The 15,654-nt window shown below is 59.5% G+C and carries 16 protein-coding genes and 1 riboswitch; of the genes, 5 read left to right on the top strand and 11 right to left on the bottom strand.

The features are described from left to right. Positions 1-37: 37 nt before the first annotated feature. From QN377_RS10950 to cobO, 6 genes are read right to left on the bottom strand one after another with little or no spacing between them, the layout of a single operon-like run. Positions 38-1,489 (bottom strand): cobyric acid synthase, encoded by a 1,452-nt coding sequence (locus QN377_RS10950; protein WP_095019428.1) that lies wholly within the window; start codon positions 1,487-1,489, stop codon positions 38-40. Continuing rightward, entirely contained in the window at positions 1,486-2,478 is a 993-nt protein-coding gene (gene cobD, locus QN377_RS10955) for a threonine-phosphate decarboxylase CobD (RefSeq protein ID WP_322213348.1), read from the bottom strand. Before cobD ends, QN377_RS10950 begins: the two co-directional genes overlap by 4 nt. Continuing rightward, a complete protein-coding gene (gene cbiB, locus QN377_RS10960) occupies positions 2,471-3,379 on the bottom strand; it encodes an adenosylcobinamide-phosphate synthase CbiB (RefSeq protein WP_095019427.1) in 909 nt (302 codons plus the stop codon). The genes cobD and cbiB overlap by 8 nt, the downstream gene beginning before the upstream one ends. Further along, positions 3,376-4,026: a 5,6-dimethylbenzimidazole synthase gene (gene bluB / locus QN377_RS10965; RefSeq protein ID WP_095003085.1), complete on the bottom strand. Its 651-nt coding sequence runs from the start codon at positions 4,024-4,026 to the stop codon at positions 3,376-3,378. The genes cbiB and bluB overlap by 4 nt, the downstream gene beginning before the upstream one ends. Further along, positions 4,023-5,336 carry a cobyrinate a,c-diamide synthase gene (locus tag QN377_RS10970; RefSeq protein ID WP_322213351.1) on the bottom strand — a complete coding sequence of 438 codons (1,314 nt, stop codon included), beginning with the start codon at positions 5,334-5,336 and terminating at the stop codon, positions 4,023-4,025. The genes bluB and QN377_RS10970 overlap by 4 nt, the downstream gene beginning before the upstream one ends. Positions 5,337-5,346: 10 nt before the next feature. Then, positions 5,347-5,958, bottom strand: a complete 612-nt coding sequence (gene cobO / locus QN377_RS10975) for a cob(I)yrinic acid a,c-diamide adenosyltransferase (protein WP_095003083.1) — start codon at positions 5,956-5,958, stop codon at positions 5,347-5,349. 77 nt (positions 5,959-6,035) lie between these two features. After that, a riboswitch (cobalamin riboswitch) is annotated at positions 6,036-6,281 on the bottom strand. Positions 6,282-6,403: 122 nt separating this feature from the next. Between cobO and QN377_RS10980 the strand changes: the two genes are divergently transcribed. After that, positions 6,404-7,711: a sorbosone dehydrogenase family protein gene (locus tag QN377_RS10980; protein ID WP_322213352.1), complete on the top strand. Its 1,308-nt coding sequence runs from the start codon at positions 6,404-6,406 to the stop codon at positions 7,709-7,711. A gap of 66 nt (positions 7,712-7,777) precedes the next feature. On the opposite strand, the gene QN377_RS10985 is transcribed toward QN377_RS10980, so the two are convergent. The 5 genes from QN377_RS10985 to QN377_RS11005 all read right to left on the bottom strand — a co-directional run bounded on the left by QN377_RS10985 (position 7,778) and on the right by QN377_RS11005 (position 12,387). Further along, positions 7,778-8,317: a C40 family peptidase gene (locus QN377_RS10985; protein WP_095019425.1), complete on the bottom strand. Its 540-nt coding sequence runs from the start codon at positions 8,315-8,317 to the stop codon at positions 7,778-7,780. Positions 8,318-8,462: 145 nt separating this feature from the next. After that, a complete protein-coding gene (locus QN377_RS10990; protein ID WP_095003080.1) occupies positions 8,463-9,089 on the bottom strand; it encodes a C40 family peptidase in 627 nt (208 codons plus the stop codon). 225 nt (positions 9,090-9,314) lie between these two features. Beyond that, positions 9,315-10,019, bottom strand: coding sequence for a DnaA regulatory inactivator Hda (hda, locus tag QN377_RS10995; RefSeq protein WP_016779862.1), 705 nt, complete (start codon positions 10,017-10,019; stop codon positions 9,315-9,317). 224 nt (positions 10,020-10,243) lie between these two features. After that, complete coding sequence (locus QN377_RS11000) at positions 10,244-11,317, bottom strand: AI-2E family transporter (protein WP_095003079.1); 1,074 nt, start codon at positions 11,315-11,317, stop codon at positions 10,244-10,246. Between the two features lie 35 nt (positions 11,318-11,352). Continuing rightward, entirely contained in the window at positions 11,353-12,387 is a 1,035-nt protein-coding gene (locus tag QN377_RS11005) for a DUF2066 domain-containing protein (RefSeq protein WP_095003078.1), read from the bottom strand. A 371-nt stretch (positions 12,388-12,758) separates the two neighbouring features. Here QN377_RS11005 and purM point away from each other — a divergent pair, with 371 nt between their 5' ends. From purM to QN377_RS11025, 4 genes are all read left to right on the top strand, one after another. Continuing rightward, complete coding sequence (purM, locus tag QN377_RS11010; protein WP_016779859.1) at positions 12,759-13,817, top strand: phosphoribosylformylglycinamidine cyclo-ligase; 1,059 nt, start codon at positions 12,759-12,761, stop codon at positions 13,815-13,817. Next, on the top strand, positions 13,817-14,467 hold the full coding sequence (purN, locus tag QN377_RS11015; protein WP_095019424.1) for a phosphoribosylglycinamide formyltransferase: 651 nt from the start codon (positions 13,817-13,819) through the stop codon (positions 14,465-14,467). Before purM ends, purN begins: the two co-directional genes overlap by 1 nt. 8 nt (positions 14,468-14,475) lie before the next feature. Continuing rightward, a complete protein-coding gene (locus tag QN377_RS11020) occupies positions 14,476-15,189 on the top strand; it encodes a DUF3108 domain-containing protein (protein WP_095019423.1) in 714 nt (237 codons plus the stop codon). 266 nt (positions 15,190-15,455) lie between these two features. Continuing rightward, entirely contained in the window at positions 15,456-15,638 is a 183-nt protein-coding gene (locus QN377_RS11025) for a hypothetical protein (protein WP_016779856.1), read from the top strand. The last annotated feature ends 16 nt before the right edge of the window (positions 15,639-15,654 follow it).

Consider the following 15,654-nt stretch of genomic DNA (forward strand, 5'->3'; position numbering starts at 1 on the left):
GTGGCATTGTTCGCGAGCAGGCTCGCTCCCACACGATTCAAATTCCGCACAGTTCGCGCAAGTACGCCGTATCCAGGTGGTTTTCCACCAGATCCGCCAGCCGCTCGATATCCCGCTCGCGCAGGGCGTGGTAGTCCACGGCCTGCACATCCTGCAAACCGGCCCAGCGCAACAACGCGCTGCAAGCGGCAGGGGATTCGAACAGGCCATGCAGGTAAGTACCGAGAATCTGCCCGTCCGCGCTTTGTGCACCCTCACGGCGTCCGTCATCCAGATGCACTGCCGGTTGCTCCAGAGCAGCCCCCGTCGTCACGCCCGCGTGGATTTCGTAACCCATGACCTCGGCGTTTTCCAGGGCCAGGTGCCCGCGCACATTGCGTAACTGTTTTTCGGCAGCCAGTTCGGTACTGAATGCCAGCAAGCCCAGCCCGGCACTGCTGCCCGCAGTGCCTTCAAGGCCCAGCGGGTCGTGCACCTGCTCACCAAGCATCTGCAAACCGCCGCAAATGCCCAGCAGCTTGCCGCCATAGCGCAAGTGACGGCTGATGACCGTGTCCCAGCCATTGGCGCGTAAATAGGCCAGATCACTGCGCACGCTTTTGGAACCGGGCAGGATGATCAGGTCGGCAGGCGGGATGGGCTGCCCCGGCCCGACAAACTGCAAGTCCACTTGCGGGTGCAGGCGCAGCGGGTCGAAGTCGGTGTGGTTGCTGATGCGCGGCAGCACCGGCACCACCACCTTGAGCACCTGGTCGGCCTTGTCGGTCTGGCGCTGGTCGATGCCGTCTTCGGCCTCGAGGTGCAAGTCCATAACATAGGGCAGCACACCGATCACCGGTTTGCCGGTGCGCTGCTCCAGCCAGTCGAGGCCGGGCTGGAGCAGCGCAATATCGCCGCGAAAGCGGTTGATGATAAAGCCCTTGACCCGCGCCTGCTCGGTGTCCGAGAGCAATTCCAGAGTACCGACCAGATGAGCAAACACGCCACCACGATTGATATCGGCGATCAGCACCACCGGGCAGTCCACCGCTTCGGCAAAGCCCATGTTGGCGATATCACCGGCCCGTAGATTGATCTCGGCCGGCGAACCGGCCCCTTCTACCATCACCACCGGGTACGCCGCACTCAAACGCTGGTGCGAAGCCAGAACGGCCTGCATGGCGATGGCCTTGTAATCGTGATACGCCACGGCATTCATGCTGGTGACAGCACGACCATGAATGATTACCTGGGCTCCGGTGTCGCTATTGGGCTTGAGCAGCACCGGGTTCATGTCCGTGTGCGGTGCCAGCCCGGCTGCCTGTGCCTGTACTGCCTGGGCGCGACCGATTTCACCGCCTTCTGCAGTCACGGCACTGTTGAGCGCCATATTTTGTGGTTTGAACGGCACCACCGCCACGCCCTGACGGGTCAGCCAGCGGCACAGGGCCGTCACCAGGGTGCTTTTACCGGCATCGGACGTGGTGCCCTGCACCATCAACGTACTCATAAGGATTCCTTGGTGTACGCCGCCAGAGCCTGCTCCAGGCGCAGCCAGTCAGCTTCTTCGGCTGGCAGGCCAAAACGCACGCTGCTGTTGTGGGTAAACAGGCGCAGCAAAATGCCGCGGTGCGCCATAAACTCGTAAAGGCTATCGGCATGGGAGGTGATCAACCACTGGAACAGCGCACAGCCCCCTTGCGGCGACAGATCATGCAAGCCCAACAGACGTTCCAGACGCCCGCTGGCCAGTTCGCTGCGTTCGCGCTGACGAGCTTGGGCCTCGGAGTCGAGCAGGCAGGCCTGGCCGACAATCCGCGTCGGGCCGCTGACCGCCCAGGGACCGACTTGCTCGGCCAGCAACTTGAGTAACTTGAGTTCAGCCAGCACAAAACCCAGCCGAACGCCCGCCAGGCCAAAAAACTTGCCGAAAGAGCGCAATACGATCAACCCGGTACGCTGGGTATGCGCGGCCAGGCTCAGTTGCGGCGTGTTGTCCATAAAGGCTTCGTCCACCACCAGCCAGCCGCCGCGCTGCATCAGCCGCGCATGCCACTCCAGCAGGCGCTCCGGGGTCAGACTCAAGCCCGTGGGATTGTTGGGGTTGACCACCACCAGCACATCCAGTGTGTCGATGTAGAAGTCGATTTCCTGCTCCATGATTTCCCGCACGATATGCCCGCTGCGCCGCCACGCATGGGCATGCTCGGCGTAACACGGCGACAGCACGCCAACCTTGCCGCTACGGCGCAAACGCGGCAGCAACTGAATGGCACACTGTGAACCCGGTACCGCCAGGACATGCGGCGCGCCGTAATAGGCGCAGGCCGCTTGCTCAAGGCCGTCATCGGCCTCAGGCAAGCGCGCCCAGGCACGTTCGGGCACCTGGGGGATAGCAAAGGGCCAGGGCGCCAGGCCGGTGGACAGGTCCAGCCAGTCCGCTTCGGCAATGCCGTAGTGCAACGCCGCCTTGCGCAAACGCCCACCGTGCTCAAGCATAGAATTCACTCCAGACACACAGGATCAGCAGCCACAGCCATACGCCACGCTGCACCAGTTGCCAGCCACGGCCGATCGACTCGGCGTCTGCCGGTGCACCTTCGCCCAATTGCGGGCGCTCATGCAGTTCGCCGTGATAAATCGCCGGGCCACCCAACTCAACACCCAGCGCTCCGGCACCAGCAGCCATGACCGGGCCGGCATTGGGGCTGTCCCATAGCGGTGCCTGCTTGCGCCAGCTCTTCAGGGCCAGTCGGGTTTTACCCAAAGCGGCATAGGTCAACGCAACCAACCTTGCAGGAATATAGTTAAGAACATCGTCGATCCGCGCCGCAGCCCAGCCAAAACGCTCAAAGCGTTCGTTGCGATAGCCCCACATGGCATCCAGGGTATTACTCAAACGATAGAGCACCACCCCTGGCGCACCCGCGACCACAAACCAGAAAATCGCGGCAAATACAGCATCGCTGCCGTTTTCCAGCACCGACTCGGTGGCGGCACGGGCCACTTCGGTAGAATCCAGCTCACTGGTCTGACGGCTGACCAGATAACCCACCCGCGTGCGCGCCTCATCCAGATTATTGGCGCGCAATGCCTCGGCTACTGGTTGTACGTGCTCACCGAGGCTGCGCATACCCAGTGCGCAATACAGCGCCGCAATGTCCACCAGCCAGCCAATATAAGGCAGCCAGGACAGGGCCGTGGCCAGGATCGTCAGCGGCAGCACTGCCAGTACCCAGGCCGTAACACCATGACTGCGCCAGCCACGGCCGCCGGAATTGAAACGCTGCTCAATACGCTCGGCCATACGGCCAAAGGCAACCAGCGGATGCCAGCGTTTGGGCTCGCCGAGCAACGCATCCAGCGCCACCCCGGCAACGCACAGCAACGCCACACTCATGGACTCACTCCCCAATAATTCTCGTACACCAGTTCACTGAGCGGACGCGCTTGCGCCCACCCTTCCAGGACCAGCATCGGCGCTGGATAAAACGCCTCGACCGGGCCCAGGCACAGTACAGCGAGCGGCTTGGCCCCGGCAGGCAACCCCAGCAGATCAGCCAGTGCCTGCGGTTCGAACAATGACACCCAGCCCATGCCCAGCCCTTCGACCCGGGCCGCCAGCCACAGGTTTTGAATGGCACAGGACAAGGACGCCATGTCCATTTCCGGCAGCGTACGGCGACCAAAAATGTGCTTTTCGCGGTCATCCATCAACGCAGCCACCAGCACCTCGGCGCAATCGTTGATACCTTCGACCTTGAGCGTCATGAATTCATCGGAGCGCTGGCCCAGGGCATCCGCGGTGCGTACCCGCTCTTCTTCCACCAGACCCTGGATCTTGCCGCGCAGCTCGCGGTCAGTGATGCGGATAAACCGCCACGGCTGCATCAAGCCCACGCTCGGGGCTTGATGCGCCGCTTCCAGCAAACGCGACAACAACTCGGGTGCCACAGTGCCACCACTGAAGTGGCGCATATCACGACGCTCGGCGATGGCGCGGTACACGGCGGCGCGTTCTTGCGGGCTGAATGCGTTATCGCTCATGGCACCTTCACGGCACATGGCGCAAACAACGCGGCAATGGCCTGAGGATTGGACGGGAAGTAAAAGTGTACATAAGAAGCGGTCATTCGCCCTTCGCGATACACCGCTTCGGCGCCGCGCCCGCCATTGGGGCTCAGGCCGCGAGCAACAGGCTCAAGTTCGGTACTGGTCAGCGAGTGGTGGTAGGTGTGGCCGCGCAACAGCCCTTCAGGCATGTCCACAGCTTGCAGCGCCAGGGCAGCCAGGCGCTTTTGCATCGTCGCCTCCCCTGCCAGCAAGCCAACCAGTTCGGCGCGCTGGCCCTCGACATCGGTCAGGGCATCGAGCAGGTAAAGCATGCCACCGCACTCGGCCAGCAGCGGTTTACCGGCCCTGTGGTGTGCGCGAATCGCCATGAGCATCGGCACGTTGCGCGACAGCTCAAGGTGATGCAGTTCAGGGTAACCACCGGGCAAATACAGGCTGTCTGCTTCAGGCAGCTGACTGTCACGGATCGGTGAGAAAAACAGCAGTTCGGCGCCCATATCACGTAATAACGCGAGGCTGGCGCCATAAGTGAAGGCAAAAGCTTCGTCGCGGGCCACGGCAATTCGCACACCTGCCAGCAGCAGCTCGACTGCCACGGGCTCAGGCGCAGCGAACTCAACCGGCGGTGGCAGCGCTACCTCACAGGTGCTGGCCAGGGCATTGGCAGCCGCATCCAGGCGCGCATCCAGATCATTCAGCTCGCTGGCCTGCACCAGTCCCAGATGACGGCTTGGCAGTTCGATGCCGGTTTCGCGGGACAGCGCGCCGTACCAGCGCAAGCCTTCGGTCAGGCTGCCTTCGAGCAACTGTGCATGGCGTACGGTGCCAACTCGATTGGCCAGCACCCCGGCAAACGGCAGATCCGGCTGATAGCGCGCCAAACCAAGGGCCAGCGCACCAAAGGTTTGGGCCATGGCAGTGCCATCAATCACCCCCAACACCGGCACGCCAAAATGCCGTGCCAGATCGGCGCTGGAAGGCGTGCCGTCAAACAGCCCCATCACACCTTCAATCAAAATCAGGTCCGCCTCACCGGCGGCTTCCCACAGCAGGCGACGGCTTTCCTCGGCGCCCACCATCCACAAATCCACCTGATACACCGGCGCACCGCTGGCGCGCTCCAGGATCATGGGGTCGAGAAAATCCGGGCCGCACTTGAATACCCGCACCTTGCGCCCCTGATTGCGATGCAACCGGGCCAAAGCCGCTGTAACCGTGGTCTTGCCCTGACCGGAAGCCGGCGCGGCGATCAGCACCGCCGGGCAATGACGTGACGCTCTCATACTTCAACACTCACAATTCGATGCCTTTCTGGGCTTTGATCCCGGCCTGGAAAGCGTGTTTGACCACCGCCATCTCAGTCACGGTATCAGCCAGATCAATCAATTCAGGTTTGGCGCCACGGCCGGTGACCAGCACATGCTGCATGGGCGGACGGGCTTGCAGGTCGGCGAGCACCTGTTCCAGATCGAGGTAGCCGTGCTTGAGCGCGATATTCAGCTCATCGAGCACCACCAGTCCAATGGACGGATCGCGCAGCATCTCGCGGGACACTTCCCACGCGGCTTCGGCGGCGGCGATATCGCGCTGGCGGTCCTGGGTTTCCCAGGTAAAGCCTTCACCCATCACGTGGTAGCGCACCTGCTCGGGAAAACGGCGGAAGAAAATCTCCTCACCGGTGCTGTTGCGCCCCTTGATGAACTGCACCACGCCGCACTGCATGCCGTGGCCCATGGCCCGGGCCAGCATGCCAAACGCAGAACTGCTCTTGCCTTTGCCATTGCCGGTCAATACCAGCAGCAGTCCGCATTCATTGGGCGAGCTGGCAATGCGCTCGTCCATAACCGCTTTTTTGCGCAGCATGCGCGCCTGATGGCGTTCGTCGCGTTCGGGGGATTCATTCATGGCAACTCTCCGTTGGGTTCGATGATGCAAACGGGAGGCGGGGGAAATTAAAAAAACACACTGCATCGCCCGCCGCGAGAGTGGTGGATGGATCAGGCCGGTCTCCGGGCTCACAAGCGGGCGGCACCTGTAGGGTGCACCCTTGTCCACGCGCCTTCCCGTGCAAAAAACACAGTGGCACTGAGCGTGGCTTTGACTCGTTTACCGTTGCGGGGGCAGCGCCGGGATCGTGGCGGTTGTGTAGGTCCAACACGCCCTCACCGGCTTCCCTGTTTCACTCTGTCGACCCATGGCCACAGAGCACCTGAAACAAGCCGCGAAGGTTAGAGGGTTGGGGGTGGAGCGTCAATTAAAGCCGGCGCCTAAAGGCTTTATCCGGCGCCCGGGCTGAACCTTTAAACAGCTACGCTTCTCTACTACCAGACAAGATCTTATGGAGAACCACATGCTCAAGCGCCAGCACGCCGTTGTTATTGTTCTTGCCGCAGGATTGGTCGCTTGCGGCGAAAGCTCGACCCTGCAAGTCAGTGAGGGTACCGGCCCATCACCCAAGCTTCCCGAACCCAATAAAACCCTGATTCCAACGGTCAATATCGCCCCCGCCATCGGCTGGCCCGATAATGCCACCCCAGTGGCTGCCCACGGCTTGCACGTCGCCGCTTTCGCCCAGAACCTCGACCACCCGCGCTGGCTCTATGTACTGCCCAACGGCGACGTGCTGGTGGCCGAATCCAATTCGCCGCCCAAGCCGGATGACAGCAAGGGCATCAAGGGCTGGATCGCAGACAAGGTTATGTCCCGCGCCGGGGCCGGAGTGCCAAGTGCAAACCGGATTACCCTGCTGCGCGACGCGGACCACGATGGCGTCGCCGAAACCCGCACCGTGTTTATTGAGAACCTGAACTCTCCCTTTGGCATGACGCTGGTGGGTAACGATCTGTATGTGGCAGATGCCGACAAGCTGTTGCGCTTCCCCTATCAAGCCGGTGAAAACAGCATCAGCGCCAAACCGGTCAAGGTGGTGGACTTACCCGGCGGGCCTCTGAACCACCATTGGACCAAAAACGTGATCGCCAGCAAGGACGGCACCAAGTTATATGTGACCGTCGGATCCAACAGCAATGTGGGCGAAAATGGCATGGACAAGGAGCAAGGTCGCGCCGCGATCTGGGAAGTCGATCCGGCCACCGGCAGCCACCGCATTTTTGCGTCGGGCCTGCGCAACCCTAATGGCATGGACTGGGAGCCCACCTCCGGCAAACTCTGGACAGCAGTTAATGAGCGCGACGAAATCGGCAGTGACCTGGTGCCCGACTACATCACATCAGTCCAGGATGGCGGCTTCTATGGCTGGCCCTACAGCTATTACGGCCAGCATGTGGATGTGCGGGTCAACCCACAAAACCCTGAACTGGTGGCCAAGGCCATTGCCCCGGATTACGCCGTTGGGCCACACACGGCGTCTTTGGGGCTGACGTTTGCCGAAGGCAGCCATTTACCCGGCTTTACCCAGGGTGCCTTTATCGGCCAGCACGGCTCCTGGAACCGCAAACCCCACAGTGGTTACAAAGTGATTTTCGTGCCTTTTGCGGGCGGCAAACCCGAGGGCATGCCGATCGATGTGCTGACCGGCTTTATTAACGCCGACGAAAAAGCCATGGGCCGGCCAGTGGGCGTGGTGATCGACAAGCAAGGGGACTTGTTGGTGGCCGATGATGTAGGCAACAAGGTTTGGCGGGTGTCGGGAAAATAGGCTTTCTAATCAAGAGCCGCCCTCACCCTAGCCCTCCCCGGAGGGAGAGGGTTGGGGTGAGGGGCTTTAGGGCAAACGTGCCAAATGCTGCTCGGTCGGCAACACGCGCTTGGCATTCAGATAAGCCCTCTGCCAGTAGGCCTTGTTCAGGCTGTCCAGCTTAACCGTACCGCCCGTGGCCGGCGCATGGACAAAGCGCCCTTCGCCTACGTAGATCCCGGCGTGACTGACCTGGGAGCCACCATTGGTTGCAAAGAACAGCAGGTCACCGGTTTGCAGCTTGTCCTGGCCGATGCTCTGCGCACGCATCACGATCATCTCGCGCGTGGTGCGCGGCAACGAAATACCCGCGGCGTCGTTGTACACGTACTTGATCAGGCCACTGCAATCAAACCCCGAATCCGGGGTATTGCCGCCCCAGCGATAAGGCGTGCCTACCAGGCCAAGGGCGCGAAAAAGCACGTCTGCGGCAACCGGCGAGGTTTCTTCGGGATGAGTGATAAACACAACCGGCTTTTGTGCCACGGGGGCTGGCGGGGTGCGGCTGGCGCAGGCACTGAGCAGTGCTGCTAAAGTGAGGAGAGCAACGCGGGCCATGATCGACATAAACAGAATGTTCCTGATTCTGGATACGGCAACTCAGGCCGCGAACTCCAAAGCCGCGAGAGGGGGCACCTTCGCGGCTTCAGAAATTTAACATTGCGACTTAATTCTAGCTCTTAGCTGCAGAACTTCAAGTAACACATTAACTTTACTTGCGGGCTACGACGCTCGCAGGGGCCATCGCCAGGGCGCGCTTGGCCTCAATAAAGGTCTTGCTCCAGTAGCTGTCACCCAGGTTATCAATCCGTACACCACCGCTGCGGCGGCTGCTGGAGTGAATAAACTGGTCATCACCCAGGTAAATCCCGGCATGGCTCACACGGCCACGACCATTGGTGCTGAAGAACAGCAAATCACCCGGTTTCAAATTATTCCGTGCGACCAGCGGTGCTTTTACGTTGATCATTTCGCGGGTTGAGCGCGGCAATTGCATGCCCGCCTCTTCCTTGAACAGATAACCGATAAAGCCGCTGCAATCGAAGCCTGCCTCGGAGGTGCCACCAAAACGGTAACGGGTACCGATCAAGGACATGCCGCGCTCTAGAATGCTGTCAGCCAGAGCTGGCAATTCATAAGGCTTGCTGTTGGCAGAAAACTCAGCCAGTTCTTTTTCGGTTGCCAGTTCTTCCTGATAAAGAGCGGAAGTTTGCGAGACCGAAGATGACTTTTGAACCTGAGCCTGGACGACTTGCTGCGACACTGGCGTGTGAGCAGCACAACCAAACAACAGGGTAACGAGTGCGAGGGGCACGAGGGGTGCGAAGCGCTTTAGCATGGGCACGACCGTGGCTTATTAGAAAAAGTAGCCGCGACTATGCCTTCTATGATCCTCATTTGCAAATTCAATCGATCTAAATGTGACTCGATGGTTTTGTCGTGACATCTAAGGCTTTACACCCCTGACGACAGATTTTGCGCCCACAGCCCTTTGGCCGCGCAGGATTTTTGGCGCCTGGAAACTGTCAAAACCGGCTACAACCCTTATTTTTGAAGGGCTGAGCTACCAGCCAAGGGTTTCTTTCAGGAAGGGAATGGTCAGCTTGCGCTGCGCCTGCAAGGACGCTTGATCGAGCCGCTCGAGCAAATCAAACAAGGCACTCATGCTGCGGGTACCGCGCGTGAGAATGAAATGCCCGACTTCGTCAGTCAGGTGCAGGCCACGGCGTGAAGCACGCAACTGCAAAGCCCGCAGCTTGTCCTCATCGGACAGGGGGCGCATCTGGAAAACCAGCGCCATGGTCAGGCGGGACTTGAGGTCTGCCAGTTTGATCGGCAATTCTCGAGGCGAGGTGGAGGCTGCAATCAACAGGCGCCGGCCGCTGTCACGCAGCCGGTTGAACAGATGGAACAGCGCCTCTTCCCAATCAGCACGCCCGGCCACCGCCTGCAGGTCATCCAGGCAAACCAGCTCGTACTGCTCAAGGTTATCGAGGATTTCTATGCCGCGATCCAGCAACTCGGCCAGCGGCAGGTAAACCGCCGGTTCGCCCATCTGCTCAAAGCGCAGGCAAGCGGCCTGCAGCAGGTGCGTACGCCCTACGCCATGTTTGCCCCACAGGTAAATCAGGCTTTCTGTCCAGCCGGCGTCGGCTTCGCACAGACGTTCGACATAGCCGAGTGCAGCGGCATTGGCGCCTGGATAGTAGTTTATGAAGGTAGCGTCATCACGCAGACGCACACCTAGGGGCAGCTGAATCGGTTTCATGCTGACTGAACAGTTCAAGCGAACCGTTAGTGGCCTCTGTGTAAGGTTTGAAAAGTTTATACCCGTGTCGCCGGGCACACAATGTAACAGACCACGAGCAAAATCAAAGGTTTGCGTTAAGGTCTTGGATTGATTGGGCTTTTTCTGGCGCCTGCGAGCCGCCTCGAACGCACAAAGAAGGCCGGGCCGCCTCGCGACAACCCCGCCGCTTCACAACCCACCCTCTACAACTGCGGATCCTCACTGCCTTTATAGACCTGGGAATCCTTATACAAATCCTGCACATGGCGCACCAGCACCATGATCACGGCCGCTACCGGCAAGGCCAGCAATACACCGGTAAAACCGAACAGCTCACCGCCAGCCAGAATCGCAAAGATCACCGCCACCGGGTGCATACCGATTTTGTCACCCACCAGCAGCGGGGTAAGCACGGTGCCCTCCAGGGCTTGGCCGATCATAAACACCGCCACGATGCCGAGCATCGGGTACAGATCCCCGCCAAACTGGAATAACCCGGCAACCAACGCCGCACCGATGCCGACAATAAAGCCCATATACGGCACGATGGCCGCTATACCCGCCATCAAGCCGATCAACAACCCCAGCTCGAGGCCGACCAGCATCAGGCCCGCCGAGTAGATCACCCCCAGCGCCAGCATCACCAGCAACTGACCGCGCACAAACGCGCCGAGCACGTCGTGGCACTCTTTGGCCAGTGACACGATCTGATCTGCCCGAGCCCGCGGCAACAGACCGCGAATCTTGGCCATCATGATGTTCCAATCACGCAACAGGTAGAACGCCACCACCGGAATCAACACCAGATTGGCCAAAAAGCCGATCAGCGCCAGACTGGAAGCCGTGGCCTTGGACAGGACGATTCCGACAATGTCAGTCGCCTGCCCCATATGCTCGGTGATCGCCGCCTTGATCTTGTCGAACTTCCAGAAACTGTCACTCAAGCCGAACTTGGCTTGCACCCACGGCATTGCCGTGTGCTGCAGCCAGTCGAGGATCTGCGGTGCCAACTGATAGAGCTTCAACAGTTGCTTGGCCAGCAGCGGCACCAGTACCAGCAGCAATGTCATCAAAATGACAGTGAACACGGTAAAGACCGCAACCACACCCCAGGTTCTTGAAAGTCCGAACCTTTCCAGTCGATCGACCACCGGGTCGAACATATAGGCCAGGACGATGGCGACCAGAAAAGGCGTGAGTATCGGATGCAGGAAATACACGAACAGGGCGAATCCCAACGCCACGCCCCACCACACCCACCGTCGCGAATCAGCCATGAGCCACCCCATCCTTATATAAAGAAGACATCAACCTACCAGCGAAACCGCAACTGCGCCGCAGGGCCTGAGGCAACACTTGACGCCTGCCCCCCATCAGCCGCAACAGGCACTTGCCCCGCCGGTACTTCCTGCAACTGCGCCAGCCCCAATTGCGAACGCAACTGCTCGGCGCTGCCGTTTACCAGGTACACAACACGATCACCGTCAACGCTCTTGAGTTGCGCACCAAAAGGCTCAAGCAAATGCCCCAGCTGCGCATATCGCTGCAACGTCATGCCTTGCACTTCGAGCAACTGCTCGGAAGAAACCCCGGGCTTGACCGCATAGCGCGGCGCCAGACGCTGGCTGACCGCAAGCATCACGGCATCGGCCAGCGCTGCCTGATCAGGAGCCTGAGCGCTGCCCTGCTCCTGCTGATCACCTACCCACAAACGCCATTTGGCGCTCCACTGCCCGTCATCTTCACGAGCATGCACCGCCAGCAATGCGTCCGCACCATAACGCTCGGAAGCGTCTTTTAAAGGCGCAGGATTGCTGCCCTCAAGATTTTCAGCCGTACCCACAAGCTGTTCACTCAAATCCGCCAACGGCAAGCGCAATGGCAAACCCCGATGCTGCGCGGCACGACGCAACGGCTCGGCCACTGACTGACCGTCCCCCACCAGGCTCGAACCTTCGACCGAGTCATTCAGCCACCAGCCCAGCAGCGCAGGGCGATTACTGCCCCACAGCGACAGCCCGGCCTGATGCAACGCACGATCGGTACTCACCGGATCGAAGTCCACTTGCAGGCTTTGCGGCGGGCCGGCGTCATAGCCGTAGCGACTGATGATTTGCTGCGGATCTTTGCGAATCGCCTCCAGCGCCGGACTCTTAATCGCCGCGGCATCTCCGGTCAGACGCAACACCAGGGTTTCCAGGGCCTTTTGCGTAGCCTGGGTGCGCTCATCAGGTGACTGGGTGGTGACTGGCTCGAGCACCTGATAAAGACCGGTGAGGATTTCGGCATGACTGGCCAGGCTGAAAAAAGACAGACAGCCCACGGCTAAAAATTGGCTAAAACGCATGAAAGATTCCCGATGACAAAAAGCAGCCTATTAAGGACGCCATAAAAACACTCGAACAGACTTCTGACACGGCCACGGCCAAATCATTCACGCCCGTTTCGCGTTTTCACGCGGTCACACAACCTCTCTATACCTTATACAGGCCTGTGCGCAGACCCAAGTACGACTAAAAAAGGTTTTTTTCGCCAGATATAACCCTGCCTGTCGGCCCGAGGATGGCCGCTGCCCTTCAAGCCTGATAAAATCGCGCGCCTTCGCAGACCGCCAACAGCCGGGCACCCTGCAAATGCTCTGGTGCAATCCTTGAGCACTTGCAAGCCTGCCCCCTGAACTCGGTCGATACCCCCGAATCCCCCCTAAAGGCCTGGATTATGAGCAAGCAACCATCCCTGAGCTACAAAGACGCCGGTGTAGACATCGACGCCGGTGAAGCATTGGTCGAACGCATCAAGAGCGTGGCCAAGCGCACTGCACGCCCGGAAGTGATGGGCGGCCTCGGCGGTTTTGGCGCCCTCTGCGAAATTCCGGCTGGCTACAAGCAGCCTGTTCTGGTTTCCGGCACTGACGGCGTCGGCACCAAGCTGCGCCTGGCCCTGAACCTGAACAAGCACGACAGCATCGGTATCGACCTGGTTGCCATGTGCGTCAACGACCTGATCGTATGCGGCGCCGAGCCTCTGTTCTTCCTTGACTACTACGCCACCGGCAAGCTCAACGTTGAAACCGCGACCCAGGTGGTGACCGGTATCGGCGCTGGCTGCGAACTGTCCGGTTGCTCGCTGGTTGGCGGCGAAACCGCTGAAATGCCAGGCATGTACGAAGGCGAAGACTACGACCTGGCCGGCTTCTGCGTTGGCGTTGTAGAAAAATCCGAGATCATCGACGGTTCCAAGGTCGCTGCCGGCGACGCCCTGCTCGCCTTGCCGTCCTCGGGCCCGCACTCCAACGGCTACTCGCTGATCCGCAAGATCATCGAAGTGTCGGGTGCCGACATCGAAAACATCCAGCTCGACGGCAAGCCACTGACCGACCTGCTGATGGCGCCGACCCGCATCTACGTCAAGCCGCTGCTCAAGCTGATCAAGGAAACCGGCGTAGTCAAGGCCATGGCCCACATCACCGGTGGCGGCCTGCTCGACAACATCCCGCGCGTACTGCCAAAAGGTGCACAAGCGGTGGTTGACGTTGCCAGCTGGCAGCGCCCTGCCGTCTTCGACTGGCTGCAGGAAAAAGGCAACGTGGACGAGCACGAAATGCACCGCGTGCTGAACTGCGGCGTTGGCATGGTCATCTGCGTAGCTCAGGCTGACGTTGAAACTGCGCTGAACGTACTGCGTGAAGCGGGCGAGCAGCCTTGGGTCATCGGTCAGATCGCAACCGCCGCTGAAGGCGCTGCGCAAGTTGAGCTGCAAAACATCAAGGCGCACTAATGCCTGATACCTGTGATGTAGTGGTGCTGCTTTCCGGCACCGGCAGCAACTTGCAGGCCTTGATCGACAGCGATGACGTCAAGGCCAGCCCGGCATCAATCCGCGCGGTGATCTCCAACCGCGCAGATGCCTACGGCCTGCAACGCGCCAAAGACGCGGGTATCGATACCCGCGTACTGGATCACAAGGCATTCGAGGGCCGCGAGGCCTTCGATGCTGCATTGATCAAAGTCATCGACGAATTCAAACCGAAACTGGTGGTTCTGGCCGGGTTCATGCGCATTCTCAGCGCAGAATTCGTGCGTCACTATCAGGGTCGCCTGCTGAATATCCACCCTTCCCTGCTCCCCAAATACAAGGGCTTGCACACGCACCAGCGGGCGCTGGAAGCAGGAGACGGTGAGCACGGCTGCAGCGTGCACTTTGTGACCGAGGAACTCGACGGCGGACCTCTGGTCGTACAGGCAGTGATACCGGTAGAGTCCGATGACTCGCCACATAGCCTGGCGCAACGGGTTCACGCCCAGGAACACCGGATTTATCCGCTTGCAGTGCGCTGGTTTGCCGAAGGTCGCTTGTCACTTGACGAGCGAGGCGCATTATTGGACGGTCAATTACTTGCGGCCAGCGGCCACTTGATACGAACCTAGGAGAACTTATGCGTCGTGCCCTGCTTCTCGCCCTTAGCCTGCTGGCTATTCCAGCAGTCCAAGCGGCCGATCTTCAGCCTTTCAAGGCCAGCTACACCGCAGACTGGAAACAGCTGCCCATGAGCGGTTCTGCCGAGCGCAGCCTGACCAAGGGTGACAATGGTATCTGGACCTTGAATTTCAAGGCTTCAATGCTGGTAGCCAGCCTGAACGAAGAAAGCACCCTCAAAATCGAGAAAAACACGCTGATCCCGCTGACCTACCACTTTGAACGTGGCGGCCTGGGAAAAGCCAAGAAGATCGATCTGGATTTCGACTGGGCGGCCAAGATGGTCACCGGCACCGATCAGGGCGACGCTGTCAAAGTACCCTTGCTCAGCGGCATGCTCGACAAGTCCACCTACCAGCTGGCACTGCAGCGTGACGTAGAAGCCGGCAAAAAGTCCATGAGCTACCAGGTGGTTGATGGCAATGACGTCGACACCTATGACTTTCGCGTGATCGGCCCTGAAGTGGTTGAAACCAAGGCTGGCAAGGTCGACGCAATCAAGGTTGAGCGCGTACGCGACCCGACACAGAACAAGCGCATCACTGAAATGTGGTTCGCCAAGAACTGGGGTTCGCTGCTGGTCAAACTGCGCCAGGTCGAAAAAGACGGCAAGGAATACAACATCATGCTGCTGGACGGCACGGTGGATGGCAAAACGGTCAAGGGCAACTAAGCGACAAGCCTTTAGCTGCAAGCCTCAAAAAAACCTCGCTTCGGCGAGGTTTTTTTGGTCTGTAACACACCAAAAACATGAAACATTTTTCATAAAACTATTGAACAAATCCGTAAACACCCCGTGCTTAAAGGGCTGCAGGGTTTAAGGATTTTCTGCAAGATGACAGCGCGACAATCAGCTATTTACTTAGGAAGCTAACAGATTCTATAAAGAAGTCCTGCGACGCCTTGCCGCAGGCCCTCATCAGAATTTGGAGCAAGCAGATGACTATCAAAGTAACTGAGCGCGACGATTCACGTATGTTCCACCAACTGGTAGCCCACGGCGTACACCTATGGGATGTGCATCAAGAAGACATACTGGTAGGCATGTTCCACCGCGAAAGCGACGCTCACAGCTACAAGGCTGAGCTGGAAAAGCTGGAAGCGCAGAAACGCCAGGCCTGAGCAGAAGAAACTACTG

Origin of the sequence: Pseudomonas sp. CCC4.1, from assembly GCF_035019225.1 — a bacterium.
GTDB lineage: Bacteria > Pseudomonadota > Gammaproteobacteria > Pseudomonadales > Pseudomonadaceae > Aquipseudomonas > Aquipseudomonas bubulae.